General features: G+C 61.8%; 15 protein-coding genes. 9 read left to right on the top strand and 6 right to left on the bottom strand.

The genetic code is table 11. The features are described 5' to 3' along the window. Nucleotides 1-50: 50 nt before the first annotated feature. A complete protein-coding gene (locus NKH42_RS20460; protein WP_352752839.1) occupies nt 51-1,292 on the bottom strand; it encodes a glycoside hydrolase family 5 protein in 1,242 nt (413 codons plus the stop codon). Nucleotides 1,293-1,408: 116 nt separating this feature from the next. Between NKH42_RS20460 and NKH42_RS20455 the strand changes: the two genes are divergently transcribed. From NKH42_RS20455 to NKH42_RS20445, 3 genes are all read left to right on the top strand, one after another. Then, nucleotides 1,409-3,337, top strand: coding sequence for a heparinase II/III family protein (locus NKH42_RS20455; RefSeq protein ID WP_352752837.1), 1,929 nt, complete (start codon nt 1,409-1,411; stop codon nt 3,335-3,337). Between the two features lie 237 nt (nt 3,338-3,574). Continuing rightward, nucleotides 3,575-4,570: a sterol desaturase family protein gene (locus NKH42_RS20450; protein WP_352507198.1), complete on the top strand. Its 996-nt coding sequence runs from the start codon at nt 3,575-3,577 to the stop codon at nt 4,568-4,570. Then, nucleotides 4,567-5,736: a GNAT family N-acetyltransferase gene (locus NKH42_RS20445; protein WP_352507196.1), complete on the top strand. Its 1,170-nt coding sequence runs from the start codon at nt 4,567-4,569 to the stop codon at nt 5,734-5,736. The genes NKH42_RS20450 and NKH42_RS20445 overlap by 4 nt, the downstream gene beginning before the upstream one ends. Nucleotides 5,737-5,957: 221 nt before the next feature. On the opposite strand, the gene NKH42_RS20440 is transcribed toward NKH42_RS20445, so the two are convergent. The 5 genes from NKH42_RS20440 to NKH42_RS20420 all read right to left on the bottom strand — a co-directional run bounded on the left by NKH42_RS20440 (nt 5,958) and on the right by NKH42_RS20420 (nt 11,088). Further along, nucleotides 5,958-6,269, bottom strand: a complete 312-nt coding sequence (locus NKH42_RS20440; RefSeq protein ID WP_352507195.1) for a UBP-type zinc finger domain-containing protein — start codon at nt 6,267-6,269, stop codon at nt 5,958-5,960. After that, entirely contained in the window at nt 6,266-7,957 is a 1,692-nt protein-coding gene (locus NKH42_RS20435; protein WP_352507194.1) for an FAD-dependent oxidoreductase, read from the bottom strand. The genes NKH42_RS20440 and NKH42_RS20435 overlap by 4 nt, the downstream gene beginning before the upstream one ends. 360 nt (nt 7,958-8,317) lie before the next feature. Next, nucleotides 8,318-9,244: an NADP-dependent oxidoreductase gene (locus tag NKH42_RS20430; RefSeq protein ID WP_352507193.1), complete on the bottom strand. Its 927-nt coding sequence runs from the start codon at nt 9,242-9,244 to the stop codon at nt 8,318-8,320. Nucleotides 9,245-9,357: 113 nt separating this feature from the next. Further along, a complete protein-coding gene (locus NKH42_RS20425; protein WP_352472517.1) occupies nt 9,358-9,795 on the bottom strand; it encodes a CBS domain-containing protein in 438 nt (145 codons plus the stop codon). Between the two features lie 495 nt (nt 9,796-10,290). Then, nucleotides 10,291-11,088 (bottom strand): AraC family transcriptional regulator, encoded by a 798-nt coding sequence (locus NKH42_RS20420; RefSeq protein WP_352507249.1) that lies wholly within the window; start codon nt 11,086-11,088, stop codon nt 10,291-10,293. Between the two features lie 277 nt (nt 11,089-11,365). On the opposite strand from NKH42_RS20420, the gene NKH42_RS20415 reads away from it, so the two are divergent. The 6 genes from NKH42_RS20415 to NKH42_RS20390 all read left to right on the top strand — a co-directional run bounded on the left by NKH42_RS20415 (nt 11,366) and on the right by NKH42_RS20390 (nt 20,360). After that, nucleotides 11,366-12,832, top strand: a complete 1,467-nt coding sequence (locus NKH42_RS20415; RefSeq protein WP_352507192.1) for an alpha-glucosidase/alpha-galactosidase — start codon at nt 11,366-11,368, stop codon at nt 12,830-12,832. A gap of 125 nt (nt 12,833-12,957) precedes the next feature. Continuing rightward, complete coding sequence (locus tag NKH42_RS20410) at nt 12,958-15,042, top strand: ABC transporter substrate-binding protein (RefSeq protein ID WP_352507191.1); 2,085 nt, start codon at nt 12,958-12,960, stop codon at nt 15,040-15,042. Nucleotides 15,043-15,147: 105 nt separating this feature from the next. Then, nucleotides 15,148-16,155, top strand: a complete 1,008-nt coding sequence (locus NKH42_RS20405) for an ABC transporter permease (RefSeq protein WP_352974378.1) — start codon at nt 15,148-15,150, stop codon at nt 16,153-16,155. Between the two features lies 1 nt (nt 16,156). Continuing rightward, nucleotides 16,157-17,290 carry an ABC transporter permease gene (locus NKH42_RS20400; protein WP_352507189.1) on the top strand — a complete coding sequence of 378 codons (1,134 nt, stop codon included), beginning with the start codon at nt 16,157-16,159 and terminating at the stop codon, nt 17,288-17,290. Between the two features lie 10 nt (nt 17,291-17,300). Continuing rightward, nucleotides 17,301-18,968: an ABC transporter ATP-binding protein gene (locus tag NKH42_RS20395; RefSeq protein ID WP_352689631.1), complete on the top strand. Its 1,668-nt coding sequence runs from the start codon at nt 17,301-17,303 to the stop codon at nt 18,966-18,968. A 21-nt stretch (nt 18,969-18,989) separates the two neighbouring features. After that, nucleotides 18,990-20,360, top strand: coding sequence for an alpha-glucosidase/alpha-galactosidase (locus NKH42_RS20390; RefSeq protein WP_352507188.1), 1,371 nt, complete (start codon nt 18,990-18,992; stop codon nt 20,358-20,360). Nucleotides 20,361-20,375 lie beyond the last annotated feature (15 nt).

Here is a 20,375-nt window from a genome sequence, read left to right as displayed (position 1 = left end):
CGGTCAGGGGTTGCCACCGGTTGTTCGCTGGTGAGGGCGAGTGACGGCACCTATGGCAGGCCCAATGCCTGCAGCATCTCCGGGTCGGGTACCGGGGCGCCATCGGGCAGGATGAGGCTCATCCCATAGGGATTGGAGAACTCCCAGACAGACCATGGGATCGCAAAGCGTTCGGCCTCTCCGCGCACTGCCTTGAGATAGCGCGAACGGTCGGCCTCAAAGGCGCCCATGCGGCCGTCCGCGGACATGAGGATAGCGCCGAATTCGCCCATGAAGAGCCGCCGACTGGGGATGCCATGGCCTTCAGCCCAGTCGACAGCCTGGCGAAAGCTCGCCTCCAGTTGGCTCTGGCCCCAGTTCTGCTCGAAATACCTCGCGATTGCTTGGCGCGCGGTGGCCATGTTCATGACCTGCTCGACCCTGCTCAAGCCGGCAGCCTCCATCCGCGCTCTAAGGGTTTCGGTCACCACTTCGGGTGTACTGCTGTCGGCCGGCCAGGGAAGTCCCGAAGCAAAGCTGATTGTGTCATCGGGCCGCTGGTGGGTGAAGCTGTGCGGCTCATACATATGGAAGCTGTAATAGAGGTTTGGGTCATCAAAGCCGGGGCTGAGGTTGACCAATCCGGCAATGCTGCCGCCGCAGGCGCCGGTTGCAACGATGGTAAGTTCACTGCTGACCGCTCGAATGTCGTGGACGGTCCCTGCCATGATCCGCTGCCAGTCATCGCTGCCGCTCGCATCGCAAGGGTAGTATGTGGGCTCGTTGTAAGGTTCGAGGGCGACTTTGTCGGTGCCAATCTTGACCAGCATGCCGGCGACCGCCACAACCATTTGACGATAGCGGGCAACGCCCTCGCTGTCGGCGCCGCCATAGATCATCTCCATGCTGTAGTCGGGAACCTGAGTGACGCCATGCAGGTCGAAAACCACCTTGAGGCCGGTCGACGTGATCCGCTCGACGGCGGCGGCAAGTATGTCCAGCGCCTGGTGCCGCTTGGCGCCCTCGCTGGCAAGCAGCGGGCCGGGATCGACGCTCAGCCGGACGAAGTCGAAGCCCATCGATCGGATGTGGGCAAACACCTCCCCGGACGGCCAGTCGGCGAGCGGCCTGCTTCCCGCAAGCCACTCCTTTTCGCTGCGATAGGGCGGCCAAACGTAGGTTCCGTCTTTTTCCACCGGCGACCAGTTGAGCCACTGATGCACGCCAATGCCGCGCTTGAGAGGGATGGGCGCTGCGTCGGCCGCCACAAGCAAGGCGAGCACCCAGGCAACAACACACGCCGCTTTTCGCATCGCTCTCTCCGTATGGTCGCCGGAGATATTAACCGCAACGAACGGGAAAGAAGATTGCCGGCCCGCAGCTTTTCGACGGCATGGTATACAAGGACCGAAACGTTGACGGGGCGTGCATGAGAATCGGCTGGTACATCAACCGATTGCGCAGCATGGGACCGGCCGAGGTGCTGCACCGGCTGGTGGAGCAACGTCGAAGGATCGCGTCGCGCCGCCGCGATGATGGGTGGGAGCGCTATCCATCGCCGCGGTTGCACCCAGTGCTGCCCGGATTTCGCCATGCTGCGCTGGCAGCGACCGACGCCCAACGGCAAGCCATAGCGGCGGCCGCGCGAGAGATGCTTCAGGGCCGGTTTTCTGCACTCGGGCGGACATGGCCAAAGCGTGAGCCCGAACTGTTGTTTCCCGCCGAGCTTTGGCGTCTTGATCCGGTGACCGGCAGGCTTTGGCCTGGCCCCGAGGCTCATACTTTCGACATCGATTTTCGCCACGGCGGCGACCTTGGCGATATAAAATATGTCTGGGAGATCAACCGGCTGCAGCAATTGCCGCCACTGGCTGCACACCTGCTCCTCGGCGAGGACGATCGATCCCGGAGTGCCATCGAGGCGGCAATCGGTAGTTGGCACTCCGCCAATCCACCGTTCCGAGGCATCGGCTGGGCGTCCGGCATCGAAGTAGCGCTGCGGGCCATCAGTCTGATCGTCACCCTGGACCTCGTTGGCGACCAGCTTGACCCAGCGACGCTGCGGAAAGCTGGTGAGATACTAGCGGCAAGCGCCTATTGGCTGCCGCGGTTTCCGTCGCGATATTCCTCCGCCAACAACCATCTGGTCGCAGAGTTGGCCGGCGAATATCTGGTCGGCCTGGCGCTCGGGGCCGGATCCGAAATCGCCCGCGGCGCCCTCCTGAATGAGACGCACAAGCAGATACTTGCCGATGGCGCAGGTGCCGAGCAAACACCGACCTATGCAGCCTTCAGCGCCGAACTCATCTTGCTGTGCGCCGCCGCGGCACGCCAGGCGGGAACGCCGTTTCCCTCGGCTGTCGAAGCGCGTCTGGGCGCCTTCGCCAATTTCGTCGGCTGGCTGCCACAGAAAGCCGCCCGCTTCGGCGACGATGATGAGGGCCACGTGCTGAAGCTGGAGGACGAGCCGAACTATATCCGATCCGTCGCGTCCGCCATCCAAGGCTTACTGGGGACGCCGGGCAACGCGCCGGAGCCCAACGACTTTCGTTCGCTTTTCTTTGGTACGCCCTCGGGTCCGGTGCCCGTGGTGCACGGCTTGCAGACATTCCCGCAAGGCGGGCTCTCAGTCTGGCGCGGAGCAATGAATGGCCGCAATGTCGAACTGACGTTCGACCATGGACCGCTCGGATATCTCTCGATAGCGGCGCACGGCCATGCCGACGCGCTGTCGCTCACCCTGTGCATCGACGGTGAGCCGGTGCTGGTCGATCCAGGCACCTGGCTCTACGGCTCGGGAGGCGCATGGCGCGACTGGTTCCGCTCCACACCGGCGCACAACACGCTGAACATCGAGGGCAAGAGCCAAAGTACCATCGCTGGAAATTTCAACTGGTCGCACAAGGCAGTCGCAGCGCTGGTGGAGAGCGAGCCGGGACCGCACTGGAGGCTGAGCGCCCGGCATGATGGCTATAGAAGCCGCTTCGGCGTCGTGCATCAGCGCACTTTGGCGCGCCAGGCCGATGGCATCCTCATCACCGACCAACTGCTCGGCGGCGGGCGTCAGTCCGAGATCGTCTTCCAACTGGCCGCCGGCCTCCATGCCGACCGGCACGAAGATACGGTCACGGTATTACGCGGCGACGAGGCGCTGTTGGCCATCCGCTTTCCTGACGCTGCGCTCGACGTCGGCGCCGGCGGTGATATGCCGGGGCAAGGCGGTTGGGTTTCACTGCGCTTTGGCACCAGGCAGCAGGCCGAACGCCTCGCCTGGCACGGTGAAGTGGGCGAAGCCGGAATCCATATCCATCTTGCCCCAATTCACCCGCCACAACGGCAAAAACCGGCGCCAACGTAGAGTTGCCGGGCGAGTTCCAGCCGTATTCGACATTAATTACGTTTGGACATTTAGCGGTTTCGTTACCGTTGATCTGCTAGCCTCGCACCATCCAGCCTGCTTTGCCCGCTGCGTCCGCAACAGCCACTGGTTGCAGGCGGCGTAGCAAGTTTGGCGGGAATTTTGTGCTTTGCTATTCGCCAGATCGCCTTCGTACGACCCCAGACTGCCTTCTTACGACCAGGAGCCGCTGCAACGATGTTTTCCGAATTTGCCAGAGCGATTGTGGAAAAGCTTTCGAACGTCAATCTGACCACGCTCGGCCTGCTTCTCCTCACCGCACTGGGCAGCGCGGTGATCGCCTACTGGCGAACTGCCGAACATAAGTCCCTCAGGGATTTTTTCGACTTCGCCTTCCCCCAGGAAGTCATCCTGCACCCGTCGGCGCGAGCTGACGCCCTGTTCTGGATCACGAAACGGGCGATGATGCCTTTCCTGCTTATTCCCGCCGGCGTCACCTTCGTCGTCGCGGTGGGCTATGGCACACGCGAGGCAATTGGCTGGCTCCTTAACATCCACGCGCCGCTTCTCGGCGGCCCGGCGGGACCAGTGACGATCGTCATCTTCACCGCAACCATGCTGGTCGCCTATGATATCTCATACTACCTCTACCACGTCGCCCAGCACCGTTTCCCGTTCCTGTGGGAATTGCACAAGGTACATCATTCGGCCGAAGTGATGGTGGGGATCACCAAGGACCGGGTTCATCCGCTGGACGATCTGATGAACCGCATGTGGGATGGCGTCATTCCGGGCATCTGCTTCGGTATCTGGAGCCTGATCGCACTCGATCCGGTAGAGGTCGCTATCTTCGGCATCAACGTCTACGTCATCCGTAACATCCTGATGATGGACTTTGTTCGTCATACGCATCTCAAGATCTCGTTCGGCCCGTTGAACAACATCATCCTGTGTCCGCACTGGCACCAGGTGCATCACAGCATCGACCCTCGTCATTATGACAAGAATTTCGGCCTGCTTTTTTCGTTCTGGGATCGTCTGTTCGGAACGCAATTTGTCCCGGAACCGGATGAAGACCTGAAATTTGGCCTGATCGATCGCGATGTGCGCGATTATCAGTCGCTCTTTGGGCTCTACATCCTGCCGCTCAAGAAGATGGCAAGGCATGTCATGCGACTGTTTCACAGGCGGCCCAATGTAGTCGCGCAGCCACAGGACAGTTCTCCTTCATGAACACTGTTGTTTCCATCGACGTCCTAGGCGCGGAGCGCCTGGAAATCGTCCGTTCGGCGGATCGTCTGGCTGCGGTCGAAGCCGCTTGGATGGACCTTTGGCATCGTACCGACGGGCTGATCTTTCAAAGCCATGCCTGGATTTCGGCATGGTGGAGTACCGTACAACGCCGTGACCAGCGCGCGTTGCGGATCGGCCTGGTCTGGAAGGGCGAGAAACTCGTTGCTGTCGTTCCGCTGGCGATCGGCAGGCGCAGGGGGCTGCGGTTTCTCGAATGGGCGGCCGGCAGCTATACCGACTATGGGGATATTCTCGTTGCTCCGGAATGCTCGTTATCGGCGCTGCAGGAGCTATGGACGCAACTCTGCGATGCAGGTGGCTTCGATCTTGCCTTGATCAGTCGTCTCTCGCCGGATGCGGCGGCCCGCAAAATTTTCACGCCGGGAGCTTTCGGCGGCATCAGGCTTCGTCACTTTCACCGAACGGAAGTCAGCTATCGCGTTGCCGGACAATGGGAAAGCGGAGCGGCATGGTTCGCGGACCAGTCGAAAAAGACGCGCCAGAACTATCGGCGCGGCATCAAAGCGCTGGAAGAAACCGGAGAGGTGAGATTTCGCCTGCTTGCCCCCGACGAGCCGCTGCAACCGGTACTGGAGCGCCTCGCGGCCTTGAAGCGGAAATGGCTGACCGAGCGCATGCGTGAATCAGATCTGTTCGAAGAGGGCGTGCCGGTACTCGCCGCGCTCGTCGATGCGTTGGCGCGCGCCGGCGTGCTGCATATCTTCGTCCTCGAATGCAATGGCGTGATGGTCGCGGTGTCGATCAATTTCGTCCAGCACGACGTGATGATGGCCTTCGTGACGACGTTCGATCCGGATTTCGGCCGGGCGTCGCCGGGTGTGATCCTGTTGATGGATTACGTGCAGTGGTCGATCGATCACGGTTTGAGCATGGTCGATTTCCTCTGTGGCGCAGAGTCGTTCAAACACAAATTCTCAACGCAGGCGGTTACGCTGGAATCCGTCATCGGGACGCGCACGGCACAGGGCGCGCTTGCATTTCTTGCCGATCGTGTCCTCCAGACGGTCAGGCATATGCGCGAGCGGTCATCGGCACCACCAGAGGGACGCGATGCGCCCGCTCAAGCCGAAGCAGCCTTGGACTAAAGCGCGTCGCGTTCGATCGGCCTCATGCAACGCGCTTTAGATTCTCGTTGTATGCATGTCGTTATCGCAAAACCGCTGCACACTTTTGCGCGACATGCTTTAGAAGGGTTCATCGTTTCACGGAATCGCCGAACAGCTCCATCTTTTGTTTTGACGCAATTCCGGACGAAAACCGTTCACACTTTTTCTGGAATTGCTGTAGCGGCCCGCTCGCAAAAAGCTCAAATGAAGCGCGGTATCGGACCGTTTTGCGGCGTGGTGCGGTCGCCGAGGTCGAGGAAGATTTCGTCGATGTAGCACCATCCCCAACCTTCCGGCGGATCGTAGCCTTCGATGACAGGATGGCCGGTTGCCCGAAAATGCTTGGTGGCATGACGGTTGGGTGAGTCGTCGCAGCAGCCGACATGGCCGCATGTGCGGCAGAGCCGCAGATGCACCCACTGCGAACCGCTCTTCAGGCATTCCTCGCAGCCGAGCGCGCTCGGTGTCACGTCGCGAATGTTCCCGGCGTGCCTGCATTCGTCTGCCATCATACGCTCCTGACCAGTTGTTGCGCCACGGCGAGACTGCCGTTTCGCGCGAGATATGCATGCAGCGCTGCAACCACCTGGGCGCCTTCGCCGACGGCAGCGGCGACGCGCTTGATCGAGCCGGAGCGCACGTCGCCGATGGCGAACACCCCGCCGCGGTTCGTCTCCAGCGCACCACGTTCCTGGCCAATGTCAGGCCCGGTGCGAACGAAGCCCTTCGCGTCCAACGCCACGCCGCATTGCGCCAGCCAGTCGGTGTTCGGATCGGCGCCGATGAACAGGAAGAGGTGGCGGATCGGACGTGCTGTCTCGGTGTCGCGGTTGCGCCAGCGCACTTTGCCAAGATTGCCGTCGTCGCCTTCCAGTGCCGCAATCTGCGTCTCAGCCAGCACTTCGATGTTCGGCTGTGCCCTGACGCGCTCCACCAGATAGCGCGACATGCTCGCATCGAGGCTGCTGCCGCGCGCCAGCAGCCATACCTTCTTCACATGCGCCGCCAAATAGACAGCAGCCTGTCCAGCCGAATTGCCGGCGCCGACCAGGGCTACCTCTTGCCCGGCGCAAAGCCGCGCTTCGATCGGCGAAGCCCAGTAATGCACGGAGGTTCCCTCGAATTGCGCCAGGTTTGCCATGTCGAGGCGGCGATAGCGCGCTCCGCTGGCGATCACCACTGACCGTGCCCGCACGGTCTCCCCGCCGCCGACGGCGAGCGTGTAGTGGGCACCGGACGTGTCGCTTGCGCTGCCCAGCAGCTTCGCCTCGTCCGGTATCACCATCTCGACGCCGAATTTCTGCGCCTGGTTGTAAGCGCGCGCCATCAGCGCCATTCCCGAAATGCCGGTCGGAAAACCGAGGTAGTTCTCGATGCGCGAGGAGGCACCCGCCTGTCCGCCGAAGGCACGGCAATCGAGCACGATCGTCGACAACCCTTCGGAAGCCGCGTAGACGGCCGCAGCGAGGCCGGCCGGTCCGGCGCCGACAATGGCCACGTCGTACAGCTTGCCGGCGTCGATCGGCCTCACCAGGCCGATGCAGCGGGCAAGCTCGTTCTCTCCGGGGTTGAGCAGCAGCTTGCCGTTTGGACAAAGCACGATCGGCAAATGGTGGATATCGACATGGAAGCGTTCGATCAGGGTCCTGGCGCAGGGATCGGCAGCCGAATCGAGAACGCGATGCGGCTGACCGCTGCGAGCCAGAAAACCTTGCAGCCGCAATACGTCGCCGCTGTCGACCGGTCCGACAATGATCGGGCCGGCTGTGCCGCTCTCGAGCAGGCCGATACGGCGCAGGATCAGCGCCCGCATGATGCGCTCGCCGAGGTTTGCTTCCTGCACCATCAGGTCCCTCAGCCTTTGCGAGGGGATGACGAGCGCCTCGACCGGCTCGATCGCCTCCACATCCACCAGTGAGGGCCGGGCTGAAAGCTGCGCCAACTCGCCAACGAAATTGCCTGCACCGTGCGTGACGATTGTTTCGCGCCGGCCGAAGCTGCCCCCCTGGATGATATCCACCTTGCCGGACAGGACCACGATCAGACCGGGCGCCAGCTCGCCGGCTTTAACGATCTGTTCGCCTGCGGCATAGGACACGGCTTCGCCGAAACGGCCGATGCGGTCCAGGTCCGCCTCAGCCAGCGCTGGAAACATCTGATCGCGACGGGCAATGGAGATCGGATTGGCGGGTTGAGACATGGTTCGAACCTATCGCCGGTTTCCGACAGTTTGAAGCGGTTTTTTGCGGCTTGCGGCCGGTAGGAACCTAGCCCGCCTGTCGGTAAACGCTGTGCCCTTCGCTTCGCAGTTCACTGACGGCGGCCGTGCGACGGTGTCGTCGCGACGTGCCTCACAATCCGTTGCATCTCCTTGATTTGTTTGATTTGCGCATCCCGGCAAACCCGGCGCATGCTGCTTCAGCCGGCATCTACCTAAGCCGGCCAGGCCCGGCGGGCCGTCCTGTGTCAAACTCTCGGCCGCCGGGCTTCTGGACAGCAGAAAACGGCCTGTGTCCGAGCGCTCCGCAAACTGGCCTGCGGCCTGTTGTTCGGCGAGTGCTCAGGCAGCTACCTGAAGCACAATCTTGCCGCGCGTGTGCTGCTTCTCGAGCTGTTCCTCTGCCCTGGCGACTTCCTCAAGAGGATAGATTGCCTGCACGAATGGCCTGACCTTCCCGGCGTCGATGAGGCGGCTGATCTCGGCAAGCTGCGCCGCGTTAGGCTTGGTAAAATAGGAAACGCCGCGAGCCCGATGCAGGCGGGCCTTCTCCGCCGACGGTTCGGAAAGCGTTGAGACGAGCGTCCCGTCGGGCTTGAGCACGTCCCACGAGCGGTCCTGTGTTTCACCCGCTACCAAGTCGAAGACGAGGTCGACGTCCTCGACAACCTCCTCGAAGCGCTGGTTCTTGTAGTCGACCGCCTGGTCGGCGCCAAGCGCGCGGACGAAATCAAAATCCTGCGCGGACACGGTCGTCGCGACAAACGCGCCCGCGGCCTTTGCGAACTGCACCGCCAGGTGACCGACGCCGCCGGCGCCGCCATGGATAAGGACCCGCTGCCCGGATTTGAGGCCGCCGTGATCGAAAAGGCCTTGCCACGCGGTAAGGCCCGCAAGTGGCACCGCGGCGGCTTCGGCGTGGCTTAAGCGTTGCGGCTTCGCCGCCGCCTCCGTTGCCTTGACGACGACATATTCGGCGTTGCCGCCGCGGTCGTTGCCCAGCATGGCATATAGCGGATCGCCCTTCTTCAGCGTATGGGCCCGCGTGCCGCACAGTTCCACCACGCCGGACACGTCGCGGCCGAGCGTGACGGGCAGATCCGCGCCCGAAGAGCCCTTGCGAACCTTGTAGTCGACGGGATTGACGCTTGCCGCGTAGACCTTGAGCGTGACCTCGTCGTCATGGGGCTGAGGCAACGGAACCGCGTCCAGCGAAAGAACCTCCGGTCCACCAAAATCGTGGATACGGACGGCCTTCATAGTAATCATGGCTTGCTCCTCGTCGGGTTGAGTCCAATTCGCCTCTGAACTGTTTCGCCGGCAGGCCGGCGTCTATCAAGCCGGCGGTTCGGTCGTGGCAAAGGCCGGCCGGTGGCGCGCCGTCAGTGTATCGTTTGCGAATGCTCGCCGCCGGGTTGCGAGATGCCGCTCAGCGCTTCACCTGCTGTCGCGGTCTCGCTGTTGGTGGCGAGGTCGCCCAGCGAAACGATGCCGACCAGGCGCTTGTCACGGTTTAGCACTGGCAAGCGGCGCACTTTCAGGTCAGCCATGTTGCGCAGAACATCCTCCGCGTCTTCGTCTTCGAAGCAATACCTGACCTCGGTGCTCATCACTTCCCGTACCTTGGCGTCAGGTGTCTTGCCTTGGGCGACGCCGCGGATTGCGATGTCGCGATCGGTTACCATGCCGACAAGCCGATCGTTCTCGCCCACCGGCATCGCGCCGGCGTCGAGGCGACCCATCATTTCTGCCGCATCGCGCAGGGTTTGCTGCGGACTGGCGATCTCGACGTCCTTTGTCATGCAGTTGCCAACTTTCATTTTAACCTCCGTTGGTTGCAGGGCCCGCCGCCGAATTGCGTGATGGAAGGGTGAATGAGCGCCAGCGCAAAACGTTCCATGGCAAGACCCGTTTCGAGCGCTCCGCCAAATCACCCTTGCCATCCCCCACTCCGACCGCCTTCAGGCGGTCGGCCCGGGAAAGGTCGGCTCCGAAGGAATTTCGGAAGGCGTGCCAGGAGGAACTCCAAGTGGCTCCTGGTCCGGCGTCGGAATTGGATCCGGCGAGGGCGGGGGTACGCCTGGAGGTTCTCCCGGCGGAGTCTCCGGCGGGGCAGGCGGCCGGGCCGGCTCCGGATTGGGATTGTCCGGCAGTGGATTCGGGTTATTCGGATCGGGGTTGTTCATCGATCACTCCCCTGACATCTGTGGCCTGATCTCCGCCAGAGCGGAGTGCGGCCGCGGCGAGCGGGCTCTCTTGTCCTAAACCGAGGGGAAGCAAAAGCGTTCCCTCACCTGGTGCCAAGCGGGGCCAATCTATCGGGCGGTTCCCAGGCTGGCATACATTCCGTTGGTGCGGAATTGCGTCGGGTTGATGCCGTAGAGGCGGCGGAAGACCTTGGAAAAATAATTGGCATCCTCGAAGCCGCACATGATGGCGACCTCCTTGACCGGCAGGAAATCGGCCTTGGTCAGCAACTTCGCCGCGCGCTGCAGTCGCTGCTGCAGCACGAATTCGGCGGGCGGAAGTCCCTCGCTCTCGGCGAAGCAGCGCGAGAAATGCGCGCGGCTCAGGCCGCTGATCTCGGCGAGATCGGCAACGCGGAGCGGCCCGTCGAGATTGGCCCTGACGTGGTCGATGACCGGCTGCATGGCGCTCTTGTCGTCGGTGACGGCATGCGAGCCGAAGACATCGTCGTAGAGCGCCATGGCGGCTTCATAGGCGACGGCCGAGGCGGCTCCCGGCGAGACCGCGCCCGTGATCAGGCGTACGCTGCAATCCGCGAGATGATCGATCGTCGAGGGCTGCAGCCGCAGCACCGGACCGACGGCGGCAAGGATCGACTTGTGGATGCGCAGTGCCTCCTCGCCGTTCATCGATATCCAGAAGAACTCCCAGCGTTCGCCCTTGGCCAGCCAGTAACGGTGGTTGTGCGGCACGAGAACCAGCAACGTATCGCCCTTTTGCAGACGGTAGTTCCGGTTCTCGTAGCGCAATCGGCCGGTGCCGCTGATCGTATGCTGGAGCACGGTAAACGGCGTCTGGCCGCGCTTGCGCCCATCCCAGTCGTAGACCTCGTTCTCGCGCACTTCATAGCCGGTGCTTGTCGGCATGGTGTGTAGGCGCTGGCGCCCGCGCGGCAGCGATACCGTCCTGCCCGCCGGCCCGATGTCGATCAAGTTCCGCAGCACAAAATTACCCCTAAAAGCATAATCCTTCTCTGGTCGCGTGCCGAATTAGGCGCATAATCCCTCGAGAAAAGCAAAAGAAACCGCGGTCAACGAGCGGATGGGAGGAAGTGCCGGATTCCAGCCTGCATAATGTGGCAGGCGGGCCAGGCCTCTTTTCGCCGCCTTTGCCCTAGCGTTCGATCAGGTCGAGGTGAGGCTGATGAGTTTCAAGATCGCTATTATCGGTGCGGGAAGCGTCGGGTTCACCAAGAAGCTCTTCACCGACATTTTGTGCGTTCCTGAATTCAGGGATGTCGAATTCGCACTGACCGATCTCAGCGAACGCAACCTCCAGATGATCAGGTCGATCCTCGACAGGGTCGTCGAATTCAACAGGCTGCCGACCAAGGTTACGGCAACGACCGACCGCCGTGCCGCCCTCGAGGGTGCCCGCTACATTATCAGCTGCGTTCGCGTCGGCGGTCTCGAAGCCTATGCGGACGACATCCGCATTCCCTTGAAGTATGGCATCGACCAGTGCGTCGGCGACACGATCTGCGCCGGCGGCATCCTCTATGGCCAGCGCAACATTCCGGTAATCCTCGATTTCTGCAAGGATATCCTCGAAGTCGCCGAGCCTGGGGCGAAATTCCTAAACTACGCCAATCCGATGGCCATGAACACCTGGGCGGCGATCGAATATGGCAAGGTCGATACCGTCGGCCTTTGCCACGGCGTCCAGCATGGCGCCGACCAGATCGCCGAAGTGCTCGGCGCCAAGTCGCGCACCGAGCTCGACTACATCTGCTCCGGCATCAATCATCAGACCTGGTTCATCGACCTGCGTCTCAACGGCCGCAAGATCGGTAAGGACGAACTGGTTGCCGCCTTCGAGGCGCATCCGGTCTATTCGCAGCAGGAAAAGCTGCGCATCGATGTCCTGAAGCGCTTCGGCGTCTATTCGACCGAAAGCAACGGCCATCTTTCCGAATACCTGCCCTGGTATCGCAAGCGGCCGGACGAAATCACCCGCTGGATAGACATGTCCGACTGGATCCACGGCGAGACCGGCGGCTACCTTCGTTATTCGACCGAAACACGCAACTGGTTCGAAACGGAGTTCCCGCAATTTCTGGAATCCGCCGCCAGGCCGATAGACCCCGCCAAGCGCTCCAACGAGCATGCCAGCCACATTCTCGAGGCGCTGGAGACGAACCGCGTTTATCGCGGCCATTTCAACGTCAAGAACAACGGCATCGTCACCAACCTGCCGCAGGACGCCATCATCGAGTCGCCCGGCTTCGTCGATCGCTTCGGCATCAACATGGCTGCAGGCATCACGCTGCCGGAGGCCTGCGCCGCCACTTGCACTTCCTCGATCAACGTCCAGCGCATGTCGGTTCATGCGGCGATCTCAGGCGATATCGACCTGCTGAAGCTCGCCGTCCTGCACGATCCGCTGGTCGGCGCGGTTTCGACGCCGGAAGAGGTTTGGCAGATGGTGGACGAAATGGTCGTCGCCCAGGCCCGCTGGCTGCCTCAATATGCCGATGCGGTGCCGGCCGCGAAGGAGCGGCTTTCCAAATCCAGGATCAAGACCCGTGAATGGGCCGGAGCGGCACGGCGCGACGTCCGTTCGATCGAGGAACTACGTGCGGAAAAAACAGCTCTCAAGCAGGCCGTCTGAATTTCGCCAGGACGGATCGCGGCAAGCTTTCGGGAGGAATTTTCGGCACCGCACCCGGAAGTACATTCGTTCGAGGAGAAATGGAGCGGCGTCAACGCGCTCCTGAACAACAGAGAGGAGAGACGATGAGGAATTTCCGAAACATTGGCATTCTCGCCGGGCTGGCGCTTAGCGTCTCGGCCTCGGCCCTGAACGCGTATGCATCCGAGCCGACCGTGCCGCCGGTGCCCGCGCAATTTCCGGCCGAGGGAAAGATCAAGTACGTCGCGCGCGACTCCATCCTGGAGTTCAAGGCACTTCCGGAATACCACGAACCCGATTGGGTCACCGACAAATACGTCAAGGCAGGCAAGCTGCCGCCGGTCAAGGACCGGTTACCGAAGGAGCCGCTGGTCTTCAAGACCGGCAATATGCCGGACGGCGTCGGTGTCTACGGTGATACGATGCGTCATGTCATCGGCGGCCGGCCGGAGGGCTGGAACTATGGTGCCGGCCAGACGCAGGGCTGGGGCGGCATCGACATCGGCCTTTCCGAATGCCTGACGCGCACCGCGCCGCTGTTCCAGGTCGAGGCCAAGGACACGGAGCCGCTGCCGAACCTCGCCAGGAGCTGGGACTGGTCCAAGGACGGCCACACGCTGACGATGCATCTGGTCGAGGGCGCGAAATGGTCGGACGGCGTTCCGTTCAACGCCGACGATGTGATGTTCTACTGGGACGACGAGGTGATCGACCCTAATGTGTCGCCGCTGAACGGTGCCACGCAGGAGACCTTCGGCGCCGGCACGACGCTGAAGAAAATCGACGACTACACCGTCGAGTGGACGTTCAAGGACGCCTTTCCGAAACAATACCTTTACGCCATGGCTTACGGCACCTTCTGTCCGGGCCCGTCGCATATCCTCAAGCCGCAGCATCCGAAATATTCGAAGAACACCTACGAGCAGTTCAAGAACGCCTTCCCGCCGGAATATATGAACATGCCGGTGATGGGTGCCTGGGTGCCGGTGGCATACCGCCCCGACGACATCATCGTCATGCGTCGCAATCCGTACTATTGGAAGGTCGACGAGAAGGGCAACCAGCTGCCGTATCTCAACGAGTTGCACTACAAATTGTCGACCTGGGCCGACCGCGACGTTCAGGCGGTATCGGGGGCGGGAGACTTCTCCAATCTGGAGCAGCCGGAGAACTTCGTCGCCTCGCTGAAGCGCGCGGCACAAAAGGACGCGCCGGCACGGCTTGCGTTCGGTCCGCGGCTGATCGGCTATAATCTGCGCATGAATTTCTCAGCCAATGGCTGGGGTAACCCCGACGAGCGCGGACAGGCGATACGCGAGCTGAACCGCAACGAGGATTTCCGCAAGGGCGTCACCATGGCGCTCGACCGCAAGGCGCTCGGCGACTCGCTGGTCAAGGGTCCGTTCACTGCCATCTATCCCGGCGGCTTCTCCTCGGGCACGAGCTTCTACGACCGGAAGTCGACGGTCTACTACCCCTTCGATCTCGAAGGCGCCAAGGCGGAACTCGCCAAGGCAGGCCTAAAGGACACGGACGGCGACGGCTTCGTCAATTTTCCTGCCGGCACCGCCGGCGGCAAGAATGTCGAGATCGTGATGCTCGTCAACAACGATTACACCACCGACAAGAGCCTCGCGGAGGGCGTCGTCGGTCAGATGGAGAAGTTAGGTATTCGCGTTGTCCTGAACGGGTTGAACGGTACCCAGCGCGATCAGGCCAATTACTCCGGTCGCTTCGACTGGCTGATAAGGCGCAACGAAACGGAACTCACCTCGGTCGTGCAGAACACCGAGCAACTGGCGCCGGTCGGCCCACGCACCAGCTGGAACCACCGCGCTCCGGAAAACGGCCAGGTAGATCTGATGCCCTTCGAGAAGGACCTTGTCGATATCGTCAACAAGTTTGTCTCGGCGCAGGACAATGACCAGAGGGCCAGCCTGATGAAGCAGTTCCAGAAGATCTCGACGGAACACGTCTATACCGTCGGGCTCACCGAATATCCCGGCGCGCTGATCATCAACAAACGTTTCTCCAATATCCCGCAGGGAACGCCAATCTTCATGTTCAACTGGGCCGAGGACTCGATCGTCCGCGAGCGGGTCTGGGTGGCCGCCGACAAGCAGCAGAAATATGAGCTGTTTCCCGAACAGCTTCCCGGAAAGCCCGGGGACAAGGGTCCGACGAACTGAGTTTCCTCCCCTGACTTGAAAATTCCCGGCCGCGCTGCTGGCGCGGCCGGGACAAAGCCAGCGGTGAGGGATAACTGAGAATCTGAGCGAGGAGCAAAACGGTCGATGCTGCGATTTCTGCTTATGCGCATAGCATGCGCAATACCGGTTCTCGCCATTTTGAGCGTGGTTACCTTCGCGATCAGCCAGGCACCGCCGGGTAACTATGCCGACTATATCCGCTTGCAGCTCATCAACCAGGGTGGAGCCTCCTTTGCCGAGGCCGATGCTCAGGCGAAGGCTTACAGCGTGGAGCACGGCCTCGATAAGCCGGTTCCGCTCCAATACCTGAACTGGATCGGCGGCATCATCACCCGCGGCGATTTCGGCCACAGCCTGTATTACAACAAGCCCGTCGCCGACGTGGTTGGCGAGCGGCTGCCGCGCACGCTGCTGCTTGCGCTTGTCTGCCACCTGTTGGCATCGGTGCTGGGCATCGGCTTCGGCATCTGGGCGGCGACCAGGCAGTACAGCTGGATCGACAGTACGCTGTCAGCGATTTCCTTCCTCGGAATGACGGTACCGCGCTTCCTGATGGCGCTGATCATCGTCTATCTGCTGGTCTTCCAGTTTAACGTCTCCGAGATCGGCAGCTTCTTTTCGCCGCAATTTGGCGGGGCGCCGTGGTCCTGGGCGAAGTTCGTCGATCTCGTCCGGCATGTCTGGCCGGTGGTCGCCATCGCGACCTTCGGCGGGCTCGCCTACAACATGCGGGTGATGCGCGGCAATCTGCTCGACACGCTGAACGCGCAATATGTCGAGACCGCTCGCGCCAAGGGCCTCAGCGGCGGTGCGGTCGTCATGCGCCATGCGGTGCCCAATGCGCTGCATCCGCTGGTTATGTATCAGGGCGTGGTGCTGCCCTATATGCTGACCGGCGAGATCGAGACGGCGATCATCTTTGCCCTGCCGACCGTTGGCCCGGCGATCGTCGGCTCGATGGCGGTCGGCGACGTCTATGTCACGGCGACCTTCATGATGGTGCTGTCGGCGACGCTGATCGTTGGCAACATCATCGCCGACATGCTGCTCGTTATGCTCGACCCGCGTGTGCGCCAATATGCAGGGTCCTGAGATGCTTGCCTTCGAGCCCTCGCTGCCGCCACTTGCCGAGGAACCGGCCAAGATCAAGCCGCGCGGCAATGAGAGCTACATCGCGCTCGTCTGGCGCCGCCTGAAACGGTCCTGGACCGGCATGGCCGGGCTCATCCTGGTCGCGTTTCTGGTGCTGCTGGCGGTGTTTGCCGACTTCTTCGCACCGATGGATCCCAAGGTGACCGATGTCGGCTTTGCCCCGCCGCAGATGATGAGCTTCCATGACAAGGATGGCAACTTCGTCTTCCAGCCACGCGTCTATGCCCTGGCGGATTCGGAAGACCTCGACCCGGTTACCTTCCAACCCGTCGTCGGGCCGGACTACGACCATCCGCGGCTGCTCGGCTTCTTCGTCAAGGGAGCGGAGTACAGACTGCTCGGCCTGCTTCCCGCAAACCGGCACTTTTTCGGCTCGACCGACGGCCAGCCGGTGCATTTCCTTGGCACCGACAAATTCGGCCGCGATGTGCTGGCTCGTGCGATCTATGGTTCGCGCATCTCGTTGATGATCGCATTGACGGTGGTCTTCATCGTCACCGTGATCGGTACGACAGTCGGCATGGTGTCGGGCTATTTCGGCGGCACATTCGATGTCTGGGTCCAGCGCTTCGTCGAACTGGTGCTCGCATTTCCGCAATTGCCGCTTTATCTGGCGCTGACGTCGCTTGTTCCGGTGACGGCGCCGACGAATGTCTTCCTGGCCTTCGTGATCGTCGTCATGTCGGCTCTCGGCTGGGCGCAGATGTCGCGCGAGGTGCGCGGCAAGACCTTGGCGCTGGCGCGGATCGACTACGTCCGTGCGGCGATGGCGGTCGGCGCCACCGACGGCCGCATCATCATGCAGCACATTTTCCCAAACGTGATGAGCCACGTCATCGTTGCCGTCACATTGGCGATCCCCAGCGTCGTCCTGCTCGAATCCTTCCTCGGTTTTCTCGGCTTCGCGGTGAAACCGCCGCTGATCTCCTGGGGCCTGATGCTGCAGGACACCGCGACCTATTCGGTCATCGGCACCTATCCCTGGATCCTCTCGCCGGTCGGCTTCGTGCTTATCACCGTCTTCGCGTTCAACGCGCTTGGCGATGGATTGCGCGATGCGGTCGATCCGTATTGAGCGTGACATGATGCAACACGCGCTCGTCAAATCCTTCGCACCTCCTGTCCGGCTCGACCATGACGGCCGTTCGGAAAAACCGGTCATCGATGCCCGCAACATCGCCGTCGATTTCAAGGTCGAGCACGGCATGGTCGAAGCCGTCAAGGACATCTCCTTCCAGCTCTATCGCGGCGAGACGATCGCCATAGTCGGCGAATCAGGATCGGGCAAGTCGGTGACGGCGCGCACCGTCATGGGACTGTTGTCGAAACGCGCGGTCGTGTCGCCGAAATCGACTGTCGAATACAACGGGGCGAACATCCTGAAATTTTCCGAGCGTGCGCGGCGCAAACTGCGCGGCGACCGCATCTCGATGATCTTTCAGGAGCCGATGAGTTCGCTCAACCCGATCTACACGATCGGCAGCCAGATCGTCGAGGCGATACGGGTGCATCGCAAGATGAGCCGCAGGCAGGCCGAAGCAAGAGCGCTCGAGCTGCTGCAGCAGGTACAGATTCCTGAGCCCCAGGCGCGGCTGAAGCAGTACCCGCACCAGCTTTCCGGAGGCCAGCGCCAGCGTGTGATGATCGCGATGGCGCTGGCCAACGATCCCGATGTGCTGATCGCCGATGAGCCGACGACGGCGCTCGACGTCACGGTTCAGGCGCAGATCCTCAATCTCATCCGAAACCTGCAGAAGAAACTGCGCATGGCGGTGATCCTGATCACGCACGACCTGACCGTGGTGCGGCAGTTCTCCGACTATGTCTACGTCATGCAGCATGGGGAGATGCGCGAGCACAATGTGACGGAGAGGCTGTTTGCCGATCCGCAGCATCCCTACACCTGTCACCTGCTTGCCTCCGAGCCGCGCGGCCAGGCAAATCCGTTGCCGGAAGGCGCCGACGTCATTCTTGAAGCCAAGGATGTGCGCGTCTCGTTCATGCTGCGGCATGGCACGTTCATGAGGCCGGATCTGCGCGAACTCGTCGCCGTCGACAGTCTCAGCCTGACCCTTCGGCGGCACGAGACGCTGGGTCTCGTCGGCGAATCCGGATCGGGCAAGACCACCTTCGGCGAGGCGTTGCTCAGGCTCAACACCACGGACAGCGGCGAGATCTATTTCGATGGCCAGCCGATCCATGGCTGTTCACGTTCGCAGATGCGGCCGTTGCGGTCGCGCATGCAGGTCGTCTTCCAGGATCCGTTCTCGTCGCTCAACCCACGCATGACGATCGGCCAGATCATCGAGGAAGGGCTGGTCGTCAACCGAATCGGCGCCACCAGGAACGATCGGATAGAGCGGGTGCGCGAGGCGCTGATCAGCGCCGGCATGCCCGGCGATATCCTGTCGCGCTTCCCGCACGAGTTTTCCGGCGGCCAGCGCCAGCGTATTGCGATTGCCCGCGCCGTCGCGCTCGAACCGGAATTCATCGTACTCGACGAGCCGACATCGGCACTGGATCTCTCCGTCCAGGCGCAGATCATCGAATTGCTGCGCAAGCTGCAGCGCGAACGGGGCCTGAGCTACATCTTCATCTCGCACGACCTCAAGGTCGTTCGGGCGCTGTGCCACCGCGTCATCGTCATGCAGCACGGCAAGATCGTCGAAGAGGGGCCGGTCGACGAAGTCCTGTCCCATCCCAAAACCGCTTACACCGAACGGCTGGTCAAGGCCGCTTTCGAGGTAGCCTGATTGCTTAAGCCGGAGGTCGTTGTGGCAAGAAATCCCAAGGTCGCTTTCATCGGAGCTGGCTCGACGGTGTTCATGAGGAACATCGTCGGCGACATATTGCAGCGTCCGGCCTTATCCGGCGCGACGATCGCACTGATGGACATCAATCCGCAACGGCTCGAGGAAAGCGCAATCGTGGTCGGCAAGCTGATCTCGACGCTCGGCGTGAGGGCCAAAGCCGAAACCTATTCGGACCAGCGCAAGGCGCTGGCGGGCGCCGATTTCGTCGTCGTCGCCTTCCAGATCGGCGGCTACGAGCCCTGCACCGTCACCGACTTCGAAGTTCCGAAGAAATACGGTCTGCGCCAGACCATCGCCGATACGCTCGGTGTCGGCGGCATCATGCGCGGCTTGAGAACCGTGCCGCATCTCTGGAAGATCTGCGAGGACATGCTTGCAGTCTGCCCGCAGGCGATCATGCTGCAATATGTCAACCCGATGGCGATCAACACCTGGGCGATCGCTGAGAAATACCCTGACATCAAGCAGGTGGGCCTCTGCCATTCGGTGCAAGGCACGGCGATGGAACTGGCGCATGACCTCGACATTCCCTACGAGGAGATTCGCTACCGCTCGGCCGGCATCAATCACATGGCCTTCTACCTGAAGTTCGAGCACCGCCAGCTGGATGGCTCCTATCGCAACCTCTACCCGGATCTGCTGCGCGCCTACAGCGAAGGGCGGGCGCCGAAGCCGGGATGGAATCCGCGCTGCCCGAACAGAGTGCGCTACGAGATGCTGAAGCGCCTCGGTTACTTCGTCACCGAGAGCTCCGAACATTTCGCGGAATACACGCCCTATTTCATCAAGGACGGGCGCGACGACCTGATCGAGAAATTCGGTATCCCGCTCGACGAATACCCGAAGCGCTGCATCGAGCAGATCGAACGCTGGAAGGGGCAAGCGGAAGCCTATCGCTCGGCTGACAAGATCGAAGTGGAGCAGTCGAAGGAATATGCGTCCTCGATCATGAACTCGGTCTGGACCGGCGAGCCGTCGGTGATCTACGGCAACGTCCGCAACAACGGCTGCATCACGTCATTGCCATATAATTGCGCGGCCGAGGTGCCATGCCTCGTCGACGCCTCCGGCATTCAACCCACCCTCATCGGCGACCTACCGGTGCAGCTCACCGCGCTGATCCGCACCAATATCAACGTCCAGGAGCTGACGGTCCAGGCGCTGATGACCGAGAATCGCGAGCACATCTATCACGCGGCGATGATGGACCCGCACACGGCGGCCGAGCTCGACCTCGACCAGATATGGTCGCTGGTCGATGATTTGCTGGTTGCGCATGGCAATTGGCTGCCGGCCTGGGCGCGTGGAGCGCGCAGCGTTCGGGCGGCCTGAGTATCGGATACAGCT

Source organism: Mesorhizobium sp. M1142, from assembly GCF_040318565.1.
Lineage (GTDB): Bacteria > Pseudomonadota > Alphaproteobacteria > Rhizobiales > Rhizobiaceae > Mesorhizobium.
This window is presented reverse-complemented; position numbering and strand designations above follow the sequence as displayed.

What these genes read in the sequence shown, in the direction of transcription:
- NKH42_RS20435 (WP_352507194.1), bottom strand. Translation starts at nt 7,957, where the DNA reads ATGTCTCAACCCGCCAATCCGATCTCCATTGCCCGTCGCGATCAGATG.
- NKH42_RS20400 (WP_352507189.1), top strand. Translation starts at nt 16,157, where the DNA reads ATGCTTGCCTTCGAGCCCTCGCTGCCGCCACTTGCCGAGGAACCGGCC.
- NKH42_RS20450 (WP_352507198.1), top strand. Translation starts at nt 3,575, where the DNA reads ATGTTTTCCGAATTTGCCAGAGCGATTGTGGAAAAGCTTTCGAACGTC.
- NKH42_RS20445 (WP_352507196.1), top strand. Translation starts at nt 4,567, where the DNA reads ATGAACACTGTTGTTTCCATCGACGTCCTAGGCGCGGAGCGCCTGGAA.
- NKH42_RS20410 (WP_352507191.1), top strand. Translation starts at nt 12,958, where the DNA reads ATGAGGAATTTCCGAAACATTGGCATTCTCGCCGGGCTGGCGCTTAGC.
- NKH42_RS20405 (WP_352974378.1), top strand. Translation starts at nt 15,148, where the DNA reads ATGCTGCGATTTCTGCTTATGCGCATAGCATGCGCAATACCGGTTCTC.
- NKH42_RS20425 (WP_352472517.1), bottom strand. Translation starts at nt 9,795, where the DNA reads ATGAAAGTTGGCAACTGCATGACAAAGGACGTCGAGATCGCCAGTCCG.
- NKH42_RS20395 (WP_352689631.1), top strand. Translation starts at nt 17,301, where the DNA reads ATGCAACACGCGCTCGTCAAATCCTTCGCACCTCCTGTCCGGCTCGAC.
- NKH42_RS20420 (WP_352507249.1), bottom strand. Translation starts at nt 11,088, where the DNA reads ATGCCGACAAGCACCGGCTATGAAGTGCGCGAGAACGAGGTCTACGAC.
- NKH42_RS20440 (WP_352507195.1), bottom strand. Translation starts at nt 6,269, where the DNA reads ATGATGGCAGACGAATGCAGGCACGCCGGGAACATTCGCGACGTGACA.
- NKH42_RS20430 (WP_352507193.1), bottom strand. Translation starts at nt 9,244, where the DNA reads ATGATTACTATGAAGGCCGTCCGTATCCACGATTTTGGTGGACCGGAG.
- NKH42_RS20415 (WP_352507192.1), top strand. Translation starts at nt 11,366, where the DNA reads ATGAGTTTCAAGATCGCTATTATCGGTGCGGGAAGCGTCGGGTTCACC.
- NKH42_RS20455 (WP_352752837.1), top strand. Translation starts at nt 1,409, where the DNA reads ATGAGAATCGGCTGGTACATCAACCGATTGCGCAGCATGGGACCGGCC.
- NKH42_RS20460 (WP_352752839.1), bottom strand. Translation starts at nt 1,292, where the DNA reads ATGCGAAAAGCGGCGTGTGTTGTTGCCTGGGTGCTCGCCTTGCTTGTG.